The organism is Microbacterium sp. bgisy189, from assembly GCF_057707225.1.
Window position 1 is genome coordinate 54154 of record NZ_JBYIPT010000002.1, and the last position, 14991, is coordinate 69144.

Here is a 14991-nt window from a genome sequence, read left to right on the forward strand (position 1 = left end):
AGCGTCGCCTGGGAGGCCGTTCAGTTCAGGTATTTGGACGCGATCCAACCGATGCGCGAACCGGCCTTCACCTTGAGCCAACCGCCTGACCGCTGCAGCAGCGTGACCGTCGCCCCCTTGGGCACCACCATGCGCACCGAGCTCGATGTCGTAGCCTTCGAGCGCAGGTTCACCGCGACCGTGGTCTTGGCCGTCATGTACTCGAGGTACGAGCGATTCACCCAACCACGCAGCGATCCGGTGCGCACGAGGCGCCAGTTACCACTGCTCGCTTCGACGACCACGTTGCGTCCCGGGGGGAGGACCGCGACGACCTTCCCCTTCGTCGAGGCGGCGGTTCGGAGATTGAGGTTGGCGGTGACACCCATCAGCACGTTGAGGTTGCGCGGCACATAGGCGAGAGACCGGTACGGCACCCAGCCCTCGCTCGAACCGACGTGGACGTACCGCCACCCGGGCTGCATCGCGGTCACGAGCACCCGCGCCCCCTTCGACACCTCGGTCACGGCGGCCGCGGAGTGAGCCGCCGTCGAGCGCATCGTCGTTGCAACCGTCACCATTCGTGTGCCGGGCGTGACCGTCTTCGTCTCGTCAGCCGGTTCGGGGTCCGGTATCGGCGTCGGCGTGGGTGTCGGTGTCGGTGTAGGTGTCGGTGCGACGTCGAGGTAGTCGCTATGCGACCAGTAGGTCGCACCGTTGATCGTCAGCCGCCACCAGTCGCCGTAGATGCCGGTGCGTGCGAAGACCTGCCCTTCCTTCACCTGCACCTTGCCGGTCTCGCATGCCGTCGTCGGCGCTTTGCGTGCGTTGAGCGTGCCGGTCGTGACCTTGGCGTAGCCCGACGCCTTCGTCACACTCGACTCCGCAGGCGCCGCGCACGGGTCGCTCGATGCGCCGGAACCCGACGTGTTGGTCGACAACGCGGATGCCGATACCCAGACCGTCTTGCCGGAGTATGTGCCGCGGATCCACGCGCCGTACGAGCCGGTGACCGTGAGCGTCTTGCCCTTCGTCAGGCTGATCGAGCCGGTGCCGCACACGAGGGTCGGTGCCGTGCGCGCCGTCGTCGAGGTGGCCGTCACGGTGGCGGAGCCGCTGAGCTTGACGATGTCGGCTGACGCGGGCACGGTGCATGCCGGAATCTGCGCCGGTGCCCCAGCCGATGCCGATGCGTCGGGCTCGAACCACGCGACGTAGTAGTTGTAGAAGTTGCGGTTGCCGTACGCCGAGCAACTGTCTCCGGTGCCATAGCCTGCGGCGAGCGCGGCGACGTTGGCGCGGTAGGGCGTGTAGATGTACAGGTTCGCGGTGGCCTGGTTCTGGATGAACACCTTCGAGGTGCCGCACGAACTGTTCGGGTGCCACTTGATGGTGTTGACCTGTCCGGCGCGGTAGCTGTACCGCGTGGGGTTCTTCGCGTACACCTGCTGCTGTCGCGCGCCCAGGTAGACCTGGTTCACGAACCCGGCCGACGCCGAATCGCACGGCGCGGTGTCGGGGCAGTTCATTCCCATCGCGTGCTGATACGCCCAGTTGCTGGGCGCGGTCGCGGTGACGAGCCCCTGTTCCTTCTGCAACATGACGAGGATGACCTTGGGGTTGACCCCACAGGCGGCGGCGACCGCCTGGATCACCTGGGCGGCTGTCGCATTGTCGCGACGTGCGACGGCCTTGCAGTACGAGTCCGCCGCTTTGGCCGGAAGGTTCACCTTGATGTTCTTCAGGCAGGTCGGTCCCGTGCTCGCCTTGCAGGCAGGAACCTTGCCATTGAGGAACGTCTGGATCTGCGCCGCGGTCATCGTGTCGCCGTCGAAGAACTCCGCGTCGCTGATGATGAATCCGCCCTCGAGGATCGAGGCCGGCAGCTCGGCCGCGCGCGCCTGCGCGGGCGGCGTGAGCGCTGCCATCATTCCGGCCACAAGGGCCACGAGGAGCACGGCGACGACGGTGCGGGTACGCGTCGTGGCGCCCTCGAGACTGTGAAGCATGTGAACAGTGTTACTGAAGTCGAGGGTTTTTACCAGCCGAGGCTCAGGAAGCGACGCGCGACACGCCGATTCGGGTGTTCTCAGAGGTCGGCGTGCAGTTGCCAGACCCGCTCGGCGGCCCCGAGCCAGGTGAAGGCGCGCCCACGATCGGCCGCGAGCACGGCGAGCCGCTCGACGGCCGCCGTCGACCCCAACGCCGTCGCCAGCGCGTCGCCGAGGGCACCCGGATCGGCGGCGTCGGCCAGCACTCCCCCGTCGACGACGATCTCGTCATGCACGGGCGATGAGACGGCGACGATCGGCACGCCCACCGCCATCGCCTCGAGCACCCGCCACGGGAAGGACGTGCGAGTGTCGGGGGCCAGCACGACCAATGCCGCTCCCAACACCGCACCGCGATCGTGCTGGTCGACAAACCCTCGTACGTGCACCGCGTGCTCCGGGAGCCCGGCCGATGTCGCCGCCGCCATGACGGCGGGCTCTTCGCCTGCTGCGATGTCGAGCACGACCACCGGGGTGTCGGCCCGTGTCTGGGCCACCGCGCGGAACGCGTCGACGAGGTCGGCGGGGCGAGCCGCTGCGATGAGCACGTACCCGTCGGGAAGCCGCAGATCGCGTCGCCTGCCGACGTCGTCGGAGGGCACACGGAATCCCTGCGGCGCGGCGCCGGGAATGACGCGGATGCGGTCACCGAGTGCGGCGCGCTCGGCGAGCGCCCGCGCCGTGGCGTGCGTGGGCACGACGATGGCGTCCGCGAAGCGGGCTGCACGCTTGAGCATCGCCCGCTGCCACATCGCCGCGGTCCTGCCGAGCTCATCGGGCGACTCCCAGGCGCGCAGGTCCCAGACCGTGACCACCGTCTGATCGTGGTCATGGATGCGGTCATGACGCACGAGGGGGGCCAGCAGCGACGGCGAATGGATCATGCCGCCCGCCGCGCCGGCGGTGACACCCATCTGCCATGCGGCGGCGAGTTCGCGACGCCGCAGCCCCAACGCCGTGACCTCGGCGAGGTCGGGCGCGGCCCGGCCCGCGGCCGCGCGCGCATCGGGTGCGGCCGACACAAGGCCTTCGACATCGCAGCCCGCCGGTGCGGTCGCCGTCAGGGCACGGGCGAGCTCACGCGTCGCCTGCCCGAGGTCGGGTTCGGTCGGATCGACCAGTTGGTCGAGCACGAGGCGCAGCGTCGCCGTCATGCGTCGAGCCTACGACGGTCGGTCATGGCGTCGGGGTCGGCGTGGCCGGGTGCAGCGTGTCGTTCACGAGTTCCTGGATGTACGCGAAGTCGGGCGCGTCGGGGTCGATGCCGTTCTCGAGGGTCAATTCGACGCTCGTGACCTCCTGCTCCTTCGCCTTGACCGCGAGTTCGGTCAGATACGGGAGCATGTCGGTCGGAATGTCGGTCTGCACGACCTCCGAACCTGCCGAGAGGATGTCCTGGAAGCGGGAAAGCACATTGGTGGGCGTGAACTGCGCGAGCATCGCCTCTTGCAACTGTCGCTGCCGCTTCATGCGGTCCCAGTCGCTCGTCGTGTACCGCGAACGCGCGTACCACTGCGCGGTGTCGCCGTCCATGTGCTGTTCGCCGGCCTCGATCCATCCGGTGATGCCCGACAGCGTGCCGTCTTCGTTCTCGTGGAGCGCACCGGTCGGAATGCGCTCGGACACCGTGATGTCGACACCGCCGAGGGCGTCGATGAGGGCGGCGAATCCGTCCATGTCGATGAAGACGAAGTACGGGATCTCGATGCCGAGCACGCCTTCGGCTGCATCGCGCGTCGCCTCGATGCCCGGCGAAGAGCCACGGGCCGCGGCATCCGGATACAGCGCTTCACCGTCACGGCACAGGCCGACCTCGGTGTTGAGCTGATTGATCTTGTTGTCCCACCCGCAGGCCGGGTCGGCGTGACCCTCGTGGCCGTTCGGGTAGAGCTCCTGCATGGGCCCTTCCGAGAAGGGCACGTCACGCATGTCGCGCGGGATGCCGAAGATCGACACGGCACCGGTGTCGGCGTTGACCGAGACGACCGAGATGCTGTCGAAGAGCATGTGGTCGCGGCCCTCGCCGCTGTCGGCACCGAGCAGGAGGAAGTTGTAGTAGCCATCGGAGGGCGGCACGGACGCACCCGATCCGAAGATCGCCAGTCCGTCGCGCGCGGGGGCGACCACCGACTGCGCCCCGTAGACCGCGATTCCGCTCGGCAGCGCCGTGAGGACGACCGCGAGGGCTGCGATGCCGATGCGGGCACGTGGCCCGGTGCGGACGAGCCGCACGAGCCGCAGCGTGTCGATCGCGAGCACGACCCACAGCGCCGCGTACGCGAGCAGCACGAGCTGCAACGCCAGGAGCACCCACCAGTTGGCGGCGAGTGTGATGAGCATGGGTCGCCACATGAGCGCGAGCAGCACGGCGAACAGGATCGCGATCCAGCCGGCGAGCGTCGCCACGACGCCGATGCGACCGAGCCGTCGGTTGCCGGCGAGCAGTTGGGCGGAGCCGGGCAGGAGGAAGCCGGCGACGACGAGCCACCAGCCGCGGCGGGTCATGACCGCCTTCGACGACGCATCGGGGTATCGCAACGGCTGGGTGCCGGCGATCGCGACGCCGCGCGAGTTCGACGACTGCGGGCGCGCTGGGCTCATCACGCTCATCGCGTGACCGCCGCAACGCTCACAGGGAGTCCTTCAGCCGGCGGTTCTTCTCCTCCACCTGCGCTTCGAGTTCACGTGCGTACGCCTCGACGCGGTCACCGATCGATTCGTCGGAGGCGCCGAGAATGCGGGTGGCGAGCAGGCCGGCGTTGCGGGCGCCGTTGATCGAAACCGTGGCGACCGGGATGCCGGCGGGCATCTGCACGATGCTCAGCAGCGAATCCATGCCGTCGAGCGTCGCGAGCTGCACCGGGACGCCGATGACGGGAAGCGCCGTCAGGGAGGCGAGCATGCCGGGAAGATGCGCGGCACCGCCGGCGCCGGCGATGATCGCGCGCAGCCCACGGGCCCGCGCTTCACGCCCGTAGCTGAGCAGCTTGTCGGGGGTGCGGTGCGCGGAGACGACCTCGACCTCGTGCGGAATACCGAAGTCGGTCAGGATCTGCGACGCGTCGCTCATCACCCGCCAGTCCGAGTCGGATCCCATGACGACGCCGACGAGCGGCGTCTCGGACGAGTGGAGGGGGCGGGTCACCCGACAAGGCTAGGGCGCTCGCCTGGAAACTCCCCGCAACGGCACGGCGCTTCGTGCCGCCGGGGGCGTGTCTCAGTCCTCGAAGAAGGCTGCTGCCGCTCGCGCCTCGTACACGACGCTATCGAGGTCCTCGCCCCACGCGTTGACATGACCGACCTTGCGCCCCGGTCGCGGCGCCTTGCCGTACGTGTGCACCTTGACGGACGGATGCTCGGCGAGCACCGCCGCGAATCTGCTCTGCAGCGAGTCCGTCGCGGGCCCACCGAGGATGTTGATCATCGTCGCCCACGCCGCACGCGGAGCCGTGTCGCCGAGCGGCAGATCGAGCACCGCGCGCACGTGCTGCTCGAACTGCCCGGTGACCGCGCCGTCCTGGCTCCAGTGCCCGCTGTTGTGCGGCCGCATCGCGAGCTCGTTGACGAGCAGGCGCTCGTCGGCGGTTTCGAAGAGTTCGACGGCGAGCATGCCGGTCACTCCCAGCCCCTCGGCGATCGTCGTGCCGATCCCCGCTGCGACGCGACCGAGGCGCGCGCCCGCGTGCGGCGCCGGCGCGATCACCTCTGCGCACACGCCGTCTCGCTGCACCGTCTCGACGACGGGGTAAACGGCGACCTCGCCCGAGGGGCGGCGCGCGACCTGCTGGGCGAGTTCGCGCGTGAAGTCGACGAGTTCTTCGACGAGCAGCTGCGCACCGTCGTCGAGGGCGCCGATCCAATCGGCGGCTTCGTCTGTGGTCGACACGACCCGCACGCCCTTGCCGTCGTAGCCGCCGCGAGGGGTTTTGACGACCGCGCGCCCGCCGTGGGCATCGAGGAAGGACTGCAGGCCGGCGGCATCCGAGATCGCGGCCCAGTCGGGCTGCGGCATGCCGAGCTCGGCCAGGCGCGCACGCATCTCGAGCTTGTCCTGCGCGAAGCGCAGCGCGTCGGGACCGGGATGGACGGCGATCCCGGCATCCACGAGGGCGCGCAGCACCTCCTGCGGCACGTGCTCGTGGTCGAAGGTGACGACGTCGACGTTCTTCGCGAACGCGAGCACGGTCGCGGCGTCACGGTAGTCGCCGACGGCGCTCGCGGCGAGTTCGGCGGCCATGCCGGGCTGTTCTGCCAGGACCGACACCTCGACGCCGAGTTCGACGGCGGGAGCGATCATCATGCGGGCCAGCTGGCCGCCACCGACGATTCCGACGCGCAGAGACATGGGGCACCCTTTCGTTGAACCCACCCATCCTCTCGCACCGACGCGGCGCGCGTGGACGATCAGTCTTCGTCGGGGACGACGGGGATGCCGTGCGAATCGCGATGCGCGAGGATCTGGCTGACCTCGACCTGATCCGCGAGGACTTCGTGCACGAGCCGGACACCGGGCACATCGACGAGGCGGAACGGCGCATCCACACCGCTGGAGAGGGTCAGCGTGCCCGCACCGACCATGCGTTGGACCGGACCGCGGCGCTCCGAGATGGTGTACCCGCGGGCATGTCCGATCTCGCGACGGTTGCGGCCGAACACGCCGGACTGCTCGATGACGCGTCTGGTCGTGATCGTGTACGTGTGGTTCAACCAGCGCAGCCACGGGACGATCACGAGTACCAGGACCAGGGCGGCACCGGCCGCCCACAGCATCCAGTCCTCGAACGGCTCGGGCAGATTGCCTGTGAAGAATCCGACGGTTCCGGCGACGGCGATGAGCACGAGCGCCGACCAGAACAGCCTCCGCGCGTGCGGTCGCAGGCGCGCCACCCGCAGCTCGGCCGTGGGCGCCCCGGGCGCCGGGGCGGCCGGGCGTCCCGAGAACGAGGTGGGCTGCGTCACAGCTCCATCATGGCGCGCGCCCCCGGTGCCGCCTCGGCGGCGCGCCCGACACGACGCCGACGCGGTCAGCGCACGTGCACGACGTCGCCCGCCGCGACGACAGCCTCGACGCCTTCGGCGACCACGACGAGTCTCCCGTCGTCGTCGATCCGCTCCGCCGTGCCCGCGAGCACCGACCCGTCGGGAAGACTCACCGTCACGACGCGACCGAGCGTCGTGCACGCCGCGCGCACGGCCTCTTTCACGGCGGGCGCGGTGAGCGTCGCGGCGAGCGCGGCGACACCGTCGCGCAGCCCTTCGAGGTAGTCGGCGACGAGGCGGTCCTCATCGACGACCCGCCCCAAGGCTTCGAACGAGGTCGCCGTCGGCACAGGAAGGTCGGCGCTCGTCATCGACGTGTTCACCCCTGCGCCGACGATCACGGCGAACGGGTCGGCCGGCAGCACCTCAGCCAGGATGCCGCTGATCTTGCGGCCTTCGACGAGCACGTCGTTGGGCCACTTCAGCCCCACCTCGATGTCCGGCGCCTGCGCCGCGACGGCGCGGCTCATCGCTTCGCCGGCCAGGAGCGGGATCCACCCTCGCTCGTGGGTCGGGACGTCCTCCACCCGAAGCAGCACCGAGATCGCCAGCGCGGTTCCCGGCGGCGCGGTCCAGGTGCGGTCCAGGCGGCCGCGGCCGGCGCGCTGGTCGCGCGTGAGCACGACCGACAGGTGCGGGTGGTCCTGCGGCGCGGCTGCGGCGTCGTGCAGCAGTTTCGCGTTGGTCGAGTCGACCGTCTCGATCAGATGCAGCCGCGGCGACACGGCGGCGGCGAGCGGGAATCCGGCTTCGGGGAGCGACATGCCGCCACCCTACGCGGGCCGCGCATCGGCGTTCTGGCCCGCCGACGGCTTCGCGGATTCGCACATCGGATGCGCCCGCGCGTTGTGCGCGTACTCCAACAGGATGCCGATCCTGCTCGCTAGGGTGGAACGCGTGACCGAGCAGCCTGACATGTCCACGACCGCCGGCAAGATCGCCGACCTCCGCGCCCGGTATCAGGAGGCGGTCGTCGATGCCGAGGCGGTGTCGGTGCAGAAGCAGCATGCGAAGGGCAAGCTCACCGCCCGCGAGCGCATCGAGTTGCTGGTCGACCCGGGCAGCTTCGTCGAACTCGACGAGTACGTGCGCCACCGCACCTCGGCGTTCGGCATGGATCGCTCCCGCCCCTACGGCGACTCGGTCGTCACCGGCATCGGCACCATCCACGGCCGCACCGTCGCCGTGTACGCCCAGGACTTCACGACCTTCGGCGGCTCCCTCGGCGAGGTCGCCGGCGACAAGATCATCAAGGTGATGGAGTTCGCCCTTCGCAGCGGCATCCCCATCATCGGCATGCTCGACTCGGGCGGCGCCCGCATCCAGGAGGGCGTGGTCGCCCTCGGCAAGTACGGCGAGATCTTCCGCCTGAACACCGCGGCATCCGGAGTCATCCCGCAGATCTCCATCATCATGGGGCCCGCCGCCGGCGGCGCGGTCTACTCCCCCGCGCTCACCGACTTCGTCGTGATGGTCGACAAGACCAGCCAGATGTTCGTGACCGGCCCCGACGTCATCAAGACGGTCACCGGCGAGGACGTCGGCATGGAAGAACTCGGCGGGGCGCACACGCACAACACCCGCTCGGGTGTCGCCCACTACCTCGCCGAGGACGAGGACGATGCGATCGACTACGTCCGCACGATGGTCGGCTACCTGCCCGACAACAACATGTCGGAGCTGCCCGGCTACGAGAACGAGTTCGAGTGGGAGACCACTGACAGCGACCGCGTGCTCAACACGATCATCCCCGACTCCCCCAACCAGCCCTACGACATCCACCAGGTCATCGGCCACATCGTCGACAGCGGCGATTTTCTCGAAGTGCAGCCGCTGTTCGCGCCGAACATCGTCATCGGCTTCGGGCGCATCGAAGGTCGCACGGTCGGCATCATCGCGAACCAGCCGTCGCAGATGGCGGGCACCCTCAACATCGAGGCCGGCGAGAAGGCGAGCCGGTTCGTGCGGTTCTGCGACGCGTTCTCGATCCCGATCGTGACCCTCGTCGACGTGCCCGGATACCTCCCTGGTACCGATCAGGAGTGGACCGGCGTCATCCGCCGCGGCGCGAAGCTGCTCTACGCGTACGCCGAGGCCACCGTGCCCCTGGTCACCGTCATCCTGCGCAAGGCGTACGGCGGCGCCTACATCGTGATGGGCTCGAAGCAGCTCGGCGCAGACGTCAACCTCGCGTGGCCGACCGCCGAGATCGCCGTCATGGGCGGGCAGGGCGCGGTCAACATCCTCTACCGCGGTGAGATCAAGAAGGCCGAGGAGGCCGGCGAAGATGTCGCGGCCGTGCGCACGCGCCTCGCGAACGAGTACACCTACAACGTCGCGTCGCCGTTCCTGGCGGCCGAACGCGGCGAACTCGACGGCATCATCGAGCCGGCGCAGACGCGCGTCGCGATCGCGAAGGCGCTGCGCGCGCTGCGCGGGAAGCGGGCGAGCCTGCCGGCGAAGAAGCACGGTAACATCCCGCTATGACCGACGCCGACGGACCGCTGCGCATCGATGTGCGGCGCGGAGAGCCGACCCCCGAGGAGCTCGCCGCGGTCATCGCCGTCGTCACCGAGGCGTACGAACGCGAGGCCGCGATGACGCTCGCCGACGACGCCACGCAGGTTCGCGCCTGGGACGTTTCGGCGCGGGCGTTGCGCGCCCCGCTGCGGCGCGACATCGGTTGGGGACGTTTCAGCGGCTGAGGGCCGGAATCCCGCCGCAGAATGTCCCCCAAAATACCTACAGACGGGGTTGTTGCACCTCGGCGAGAATGGTCTTGCTGGAACGCTTCTGCGTTCGGCCGGAAGTCTCCTTGAGAGCATCTTCTGGCCATGCGGGCAGGTTTTCGGGTAACCGCTCGCGTTGGTGAGGGGCGGGCGGCTTCGCCGCCCCTCACCTCCTCTTCTTCAGAAGGCCTTCGAAAGAAGGCCTTCTGTCATTTCGGGCGGTGGATCTCAGCCCACAGGTCGACGACCTCTTCGCCGTCGGGGTCGTCGACGGGTCGCGATCGCCCGACGACCGTCACCGCGATCTCGGGGTGGGGCGAGGTGCGGATGTAGAGGCGCTCCGAAGCGGCCTCTTCGAGCGCTTCGGCCAGGCGTGTGCGGATCTCATGCAGCGCGTCCTCGGGCATGCCGTCGAGGCCGCCCTCGTCGAGCATCGTCACGTTCGACCCGCGCAGTCGCGCCGCCTCGAGTTGGGTGCGCACGGCGTCGTCGAGCAGGCGCGGGCCGCGCAGCTCATCGCGCAGCCGCCCCTCCGCGAGCACGGCCCGGGTGCGGTCGGTGGCCTCGAGCATCCCACCGGATTCGATCGTACGGATGAGCACCGGGCCTGCCACTGCGAGGGCACGCTGCACCTGCACCCGGCGCTCGCGGCGCCGCCCGTCCTGCGTCGCGAGCCATTCGGATGCCGCGCGCTGCAGCCCCGTCAACTCGGCGGTGTCGCGTGCGGCGCGATCCATGAGCCATGTCAGCAGCTGCGCGACGCCGACCCACACGACGGCGCCGGTGGCGCCGAGGGCGAGGGCGCTCGGGACCCCGATCCACAGCGACGCCTCGATCGTGACGATGATGACGCCGCTCCACGCGACCCACGGTCGGCCGCGCACCATGACGATCGCCATCAGCGCGCTGATGCCGCCGAGACTCCAGGTCGCGTAGGACAGCAGCCGGACGTCCGGGCCCGCGGCGAACCACGTCGCGTTGGGCACGAGCACCGCGGTCACGAGCGCCAGGACGGCGGCCCACGCGGGCAGGACGGTGCGGCGTGCGCCTTCTGCGAGCGCCTCGGACGGGGTCGCGTTCCAGAAGACGCACAGCCACGTCACGACGAGGTACAGCGCGAGGGCCGCGACCATGATGAGCGGGTTGTCGACACCGTCGGTCCACAGCAATCCGCCGACCGCGAGATAGGCGGTGAAGGCGACGGCGAGCCCGGAGAGCACCGAGCGGACGGCGACGGTCACGACACACCCCGCCATCCGAGCGTCACCGTGGTGCCGCCCTCGCCGCTGGCGACCGCTGCCGAGCCGCCGACCGCTGCCATCCGCGCGACGATCGAGCCGCGGATGCCCAGCCGGTCCTCCGGCACCACATCGGGGTCGAACCCGGGACCGGTGTCGGCGACGCGGATCTCGACCGCCTCACCGTGCGCGCGGAAGGCGATGGCCAGCCCCGCACCGTCGGCGTGCTGTCGGGCGTTCGAGACGGCCTGCACGCTCGCCAGCACCAACGCACGGGCGACGCGACCCGGAACAGGGGGGGCATCGGACTCGATATCGGCGTCGACGGGGACGGCCGCTCCGACCTCACGGATCGCGCGTTCAAGCGCAGCGGCGAGCTGCACGGGAGCGACCGGCTCGTCGGAACCCTCCCCCGAGTCCTGGTCGGCGTTGGCGAGCCGCGTGAGCGCTTCGCGCGCCATCGACACGGCCAGGGTCCGTTCGCGCGGCGTGACGGCACGTTCGGCCGAGATGAGCGCGGCCAGCACGCTGTCGTGCATGAGGGCGGCGACGGCGATGCGCTCGCGCTCGGCGGCCTCCGCTGCGGCCGCCGCGGCGTACGAGCGCACCGCCTCGGCCCGGGTGCGGTCCATGTCGAGCGCGACGGTGCGCAGCATCCACCCGAGCGCGAGCACGACGCCGGCGAGGATGATCGCGAACACGACGTCGAGGATCACGAGAATGAGCCGGTCGCTGGGAAACCCCAGCTGCATCAGTCTGACGACGCCGTACATGACCGGCATGGCGGCGGCCCACACCATCTGCAGCGGCAATGCGAAGGCGAGCACGGACGCCGAGGTCGCGACGTTGATGAGGTACCAGACCCACGGTTCGCCCGCAGCCGTTTCGAACTGCCCGGCGGTCGCTGCCGGCCACAGCAGCAGGGCGAGCGGGTAGACGAGTGCGAAGATCCGTGTCGTGGTCTTGACCCATCGGCCCACGAAGCAGGCCAGCAGCATGATGCCGAGGGGCGCGAACACGCCGATGTTGAGCCAGGGCTGCCATCCCGGGGCTTCCTGCTCACTGGCGAGGGCGTTGAGAAAGGCCTGCGCCCCCAGGATCGTGCAGCCGAAGCCCACGACGAGACTCAGGATGCGCTCGATGCGCGCGCGTGTGAACGTCTCGGAGCCGACGTCCAGCGCGCTGGGCCGACCGTCGCTGTCGCGGTGACGTGCCTCAGCGCTCACCGGGTTCCTCGTCGACGAGCCCGTCCTCCATCGCGCGTCGCAGCAGATCGACCTTCGTCGGCGCGGGGCGCCCGACCTCGACGTACTTCACACGCACCCGCGTGATGTTCTCTTTCGCGGTGGAATAGGCGATGCCGAGGCGGTCGGCGACCATCTTCAGCGGCAGACCTGCTGCATACAGGCGCAGCACGTCTCGCTCACGCGCGGAGAGTTGGGCGTCGGCGAAGGCACGATCGCCCTCGACGGCACTGGCCCACTCGACGTTGTCGAGGTGGTCCCCGCGCGCCACGGTGCGCACCGCAGCGATGACCTCGTCGATGCGCGAGGACTTGCTGACGATGCCGGCTGCGCCCGCCGCGAGCGCCTCACGAACGGCCGCGGGACGGTCGGCGACACTGTGGATGATGACGGACGAACCGTCGCGCACGAGCCTGGTGACGTTCTCGGTGACGGTCGTACCGTCGCCGAGCGTGAGATCGAGCACGACGACGTCGGCCGGGAGCGCATTGGCGAACGTGCGCCAGTCGACATAGGCGGTGACGGAGCTTCCCGAGAACACCACCTGCTTGCCTGCGCGTTCGCACGCGGCCTCGAGGCCGAGCCGCACGGACTCGTGGTCGTCGATCAGCGCGACTCTCGTCATGGGCACAGCCTAGCGAGCACGCTCGCCGGACGACCCTCCCGTGTCGCGATCGAGCACCGCGACGGCCTCGACGTGGTGGGAGTGCGGGAACAGGTCGAACGCGCGAACGGCCGCGGCGCGATAGCCGTGACCGGCGAACGTCGCGAGGTCGCGCGCGAGCGCGACGGGGTCGCACGCGACGTACACGACACGCGCCGGGTCGAGCGCCGCGATGCCGTCGACGACCTCGCGTCCGGCCCCGGCCCGCGGCGGATCGAGGACGACGACACCGCGTGAGATGCGTTCGCGTTGCGCTGCACCGATCGCGTCGGGCGCAGCCGCGAGCCAGCGGTCGACGCGCGCGGTCTCGGCGCGCGCTCCCACCCAGTCGACGAGGTTCTCGCCGGCGTGCTCGGTGGCGCGGGGATCCGACTCGATGCTCGTGATGCGCACCCCAGGGCCCGCGACGCCCGCCACGGCCGCCGCGAGCAGCCCGACACCGCCGTAGAGGTCGAGGTGGTGGCCGTCGGGGTCGAGTGCGCCGGCGACGGCGTCGACGACCGCATCGGTGAGCGTCTGCGCGGCGAGTCGGTGCACCTGCCAGAACCCGCCGACGTCGACGGTGAAGTCCCGTCCGGCGACCGTCTCCACGACCACTTCAGGCGCTGCGGGTTCATCGACTCCGCGGCCGCCGCGACGCGGGCCGCGACCGGCGTCCGGCCGCACGAGCACCCGGACGCGCCCGTCGGCGGGCTGGACGAGATCGAGCCGCCCGGCCTGCGCCGAGCGGGGGCGCTGCGCCGCGTCTTCGATCGCAGACGTCGCCAGCGGCAGGTCGTCGACGGCGATGACGCGGTGGCTGCGCGCCGAGTACGGCCCGATCCGCCCGGCATCGTCCACGTGCAGGCTCACGCGCGTGCGCCAACCCGTGCCGTCTGCGGCTTCTTCCGCGGTGACCACACCATCGGCGCCGCGGGCCCCATGCGCGGCCTCGATGGTCACCGGCAGGTCGAGGCGACCGATCCGTGTGAGTGCGTCGACGACGACGCGCTGCTTCAGATCGCGCTGGTGCGCAAGGTCGATGTGACCGAAATCGGCGCCCCCGGCACGCTGGTCGGGCGCGCGCGAGATGTCGGCAGCGCCCCACACGTGGGCCCGCCGGTGCGGGGAGGCGTCGAGCACCTCGAGCACGTCCCCCCGCCAGAACGACGACTTGCGCGTGTCCGTCAGCCGTACCCGCACCCGTTCGCCGGGGACCGCGTCTGGGACGAAGACGACCCGTCCTTCGTGGCGCCCGACGAACACGCCGCCGTGGGCGACGTCGGTCACGTCGAGATCGATCAGGTCGCCGGAGGCCGCGGAACTCATCCTTCGAGGATCGCACGGGCAGGGCTCAGATCCGCACGGTCGCCGCGACACGGCTAGCGTGGGTGGATGCGTGTCTGTCTGGCATCCACCTCGCCCGCTCGACTCATGCTGCTGCGACAGGCGGGCATCGAACCGCTCACCCGCGCGCCGCAGGTCGACGAGGAAGCGGTGATCGCCGCCGTCGAGGAACAGGAATGGCGCGTCCTGCCGCCGGCGGAGCACGTGCTGCTGCTGGCCCGCCACAAGGCCGCCGACGTCGTCGCATCACTGCGCGCCGACGAGCCGGACTTCGACGGCATCGTCATCGGTGGCGACTCGATGTTCGCCTTCGGCGGCGAAGTGCTCGGCAAACCGTACGAACCCGAGATCGCCGCGGCCCGGTGGCGGGCAATGCGCGGGGGAACCGGAGTGCTGCACTCGGGGCACAGCGTCTTCCGCGTGCGCGCCGGGCACGAACCGGCGGAGGCCTTCGCCGTCGCCGAAGCGTCCGTCACGTTCGCCGCCGACATCACCGACGACGAGATCGCCGCCTATGTGGCCAGCGGTGAACCGCTGCACGTCGCCGGCGCGTTCACGGTCGACAGCCTCGGCGGTGCGTTCATCGAGCGGGTCGAAGGCGATCCGTCGACCGTCGTCGGCATGTCGCTGTCGACGTTGCGACGGATCACGGGCGAGCTCGGCGTCTCGTGGACCGACCTGTGGAACCGCGACGCCGGCTCGTAGACTCCCGCACACGTT

At 70.2% G+C, this 14991-nt stretch carries 14 protein-coding genes; 3 read left to right on the forward strand and 11 right to left on the reverse strand.

Annotated features, from left to right (window positions below; genetic code table 11):
• Positions 1 to 20: 20 nt before the first annotated feature.
• From AC3ENX_RS03310 to AC3ENX_RS03340, 7 genes are all read right to left on the reverse strand, one after another.
• Positions 21 to 1988 (reverse strand): SH3 domain-containing protein, encoded by a 1968-nt coding sequence (locus tag AC3ENX_RS03310; protein WP_434810436.1) that lies wholly within the window; start codon positions 1986 to 1988, stop codon positions 21 to 23.
• Between the two features lie 80 nt (positions 1989 to 2068).
• Positions 2069 to 3184 carry a glycosyltransferase gene (locus tag AC3ENX_RS03315; RefSeq protein ID WP_434810437.1) on the reverse strand — a complete coding sequence of 372 codons (1116 nt, stop codon included), beginning with the start codon at positions 3182 to 3184 and terminating at the stop codon, positions 2069 to 2071.
• Positions 3185 to 3206: 22 nt separating this feature from the next.
• On the reverse strand, positions 3207 to 4535 hold the full coding sequence (locus AC3ENX_RS03320; RefSeq protein ID WP_434810438.1) for an LCP family protein: 1329 nt from the start codon (positions 4533 to 4535) through the stop codon (positions 3207 to 3209).
• A gap of 124 nt (positions 4536 to 4659) precedes the next feature.
• Entirely contained in the window at positions 4660 to 5127 is a 468-nt protein-coding gene (gene purE / locus AC3ENX_RS03325; RefSeq protein WP_434810808.1) for a 5-(carboxyamino)imidazole ribonucleotide mutase, read from the reverse strand.
• 120 nt (positions 5128 to 5247) lie between these two features.
• Positions 5248 to 6375: a 5-(carboxyamino)imidazole ribonucleotide synthase gene (locus tag AC3ENX_RS03330; RefSeq protein ID WP_434810439.1), complete on the reverse strand. Its 1128-nt coding sequence runs from the start codon at positions 6373 to 6375 to the stop codon at positions 5248 to 5250.
• Between the two features lie 59 nt (positions 6376 to 6434).
• On the reverse strand, positions 6435 to 6989 hold the full coding sequence (locus AC3ENX_RS03335) for a PH domain-containing protein (protein WP_434810440.1): 555 nt from the start codon (positions 6987 to 6989) through the stop codon (positions 6435 to 6437).
• 65 nt (positions 6990 to 7054) lie between these two features.
• Entirely contained in the window at positions 7055 to 7834 is a 780-nt protein-coding gene (locus AC3ENX_RS03340) for a biotin--[acetyl-CoA-carboxylase] ligase (RefSeq protein WP_434810441.1), read from the reverse strand.
• A gap of 103 nt (positions 7835 to 7937) precedes the next feature.
• On the opposite strand from AC3ENX_RS03340, the gene AC3ENX_RS03345 reads away from it, so the two are divergent.
• Together AC3ENX_RS03345 and AC3ENX_RS03350 are read left to right on the forward strand one after the other, a co-directional pair.
• Positions 7938 to 9557, forward strand: coding sequence for an acyl-CoA carboxylase subunit beta (locus AC3ENX_RS03345; protein ID WP_434810809.1), 1620 nt, complete (start codon positions 7938 to 7940; stop codon positions 9555 to 9557).
• Positions 9554 to 9775, forward strand: coding sequence for an acyl-CoA carboxylase subunit epsilon (locus AC3ENX_RS03350; RefSeq protein ID WP_434810442.1), 222 nt, complete (start codon positions 9554 to 9556; stop codon positions 9773 to 9775). Before AC3ENX_RS03345 ends, AC3ENX_RS03350 begins: the two co-directional genes overlap by 4 nt.
• A gap of 233 nt (positions 9776 to 10008) precedes the next feature.
• Here the strand turns inward: AC3ENX_RS03350 and AC3ENX_RS03355 are convergent, their stop codons facing one another.
• The 4 genes from AC3ENX_RS03355 to AC3ENX_RS03370 are packed head-to-tail and all read right to left on the reverse strand — an operon-like array spanning position 10009 to position 14253.
• Positions 10009 to 11040: a hypothetical protein gene (locus tag AC3ENX_RS03355; protein ID WP_434810443.1), complete on the reverse strand. Its 1032-nt coding sequence runs from the start codon at positions 11038 to 11040 to the stop codon at positions 10009 to 10011.
• The gene (locus AC3ENX_RS03360; RefSeq protein WP_434810444.1) at positions 11037 to 12263 is read right to left on the reverse strand and encodes a sensor histidine kinase; all 1227 of its coding nucleotides are present in this window, start codon (positions 12261 to 12263) and stop codon (positions 11037 to 11039) included. Before AC3ENX_RS03360 ends, AC3ENX_RS03355 begins: the two co-directional genes overlap by 4 nt.
• Complete coding sequence (locus AC3ENX_RS03365) at positions 12253 to 12906, reverse strand: response regulator transcription factor (RefSeq protein WP_434810445.1); 654 nt, start codon at positions 12904 to 12906, stop codon at positions 12253 to 12255. The genes AC3ENX_RS03360 and AC3ENX_RS03365 overlap by 11 nt, the downstream gene beginning before the upstream one ends.
• 9 nt (positions 12907 to 12915) lie before the next feature.
• Positions 12916 to 14253 carry a class I SAM-dependent RNA methyltransferase gene (locus tag AC3ENX_RS03370; RefSeq protein ID WP_434810446.1) on the reverse strand — a complete coding sequence of 446 codons (1338 nt, stop codon included), beginning with the start codon at positions 14251 to 14253 and terminating at the stop codon, positions 12916 to 12918.
• 66 nt (positions 14254 to 14319) lie between these two features.
• Here AC3ENX_RS03370 and AC3ENX_RS03375 point away from each other — a divergent pair, with 66 nt between their 5' ends.
• Positions 14320 to 14976, forward strand: a complete 657-nt coding sequence (locus AC3ENX_RS03375) for a Maf family protein (RefSeq protein WP_434810447.1) — start codon at positions 14320 to 14322, stop codon at positions 14974 to 14976.
• The last annotated feature ends 15 nt before the right edge of the window (positions 14977 to 14991 follow it).

Excerpts from the sequence above, each read along its gene's own strand:
- AC3ENX_RS03310 (WP_434810436.1), bottom strand. The coding sequence starts at position 1,988 with ATGCTTCACAGTCTCGAGGGCGCCACGACGCGTACCCGCACCGTCGTC.
- AC3ENX_RS03315 (WP_434810437.1), bottom strand. The coding sequence starts at position 3,184 with ATGACGGCGACGCTGCGCCTCGTGCTCGACCAACTGGTCGATCCGACC.
- AC3ENX_RS03320 (WP_434810438.1), bottom strand. The coding sequence starts at position 4,535 with ATGACCCGCCGCGGCTGGTGGCTCGTCGTCGCCGGCTTCCTCCTGCCC.
- purE (WP_434810808.1), bottom strand. The coding sequence starts at position 5,127 with ATGGGATCCGACTCGGACTGGCGGGTGATGAGCGACGCGTCGCAGATC.
- AC3ENX_RS03330 (WP_434810439.1), bottom strand. The coding sequence starts at position 6,375 with ATGTCTCTGCGCGTCGGAATCGTCGGTGGCGGCCAGCTGGCCCGCATG.
- AC3ENX_RS03340 (WP_434810441.1), bottom strand. The coding sequence starts at position 7,834 with ATGTCGCTCCCCGAAGCCGGATTCCCGCTCGCCGCCGCCGTGTCGCCG.
- AC3ENX_RS03345 (WP_434810809.1), top strand. The coding sequence starts at position 7,938 with ATGCCGATCCTGCTCGCTAGGGTGGAACGCGTGACCGAGCAGCCTGAC.
- AC3ENX_RS03350 (WP_434810442.1), top strand. The coding sequence starts at position 9,554 with ATGACCGACGCCGACGGACCGCTGCGCATCGATGTGCGGCGCGGAGAG.
- AC3ENX_RS03365 (WP_434810445.1), bottom strand. The coding sequence starts at position 12,906 with ATGACGAGAGTCGCGCTGATCGACGACCACGAGTCCGTGCGGCTCGGC.
- AC3ENX_RS03370 (WP_434810446.1), bottom strand. The coding sequence starts at position 14,253 with ATGAGTTCCGCGGCCTCCGGCGACCTGATCGATCTCGACGTGACCGAC.
- AC3ENX_RS03375 (WP_434810447.1), top strand. The coding sequence starts at position 14,320 with ATGCGTGTCTGTCTGGCATCCACCTCGCCCGCTCGACTCATGCTGCTG.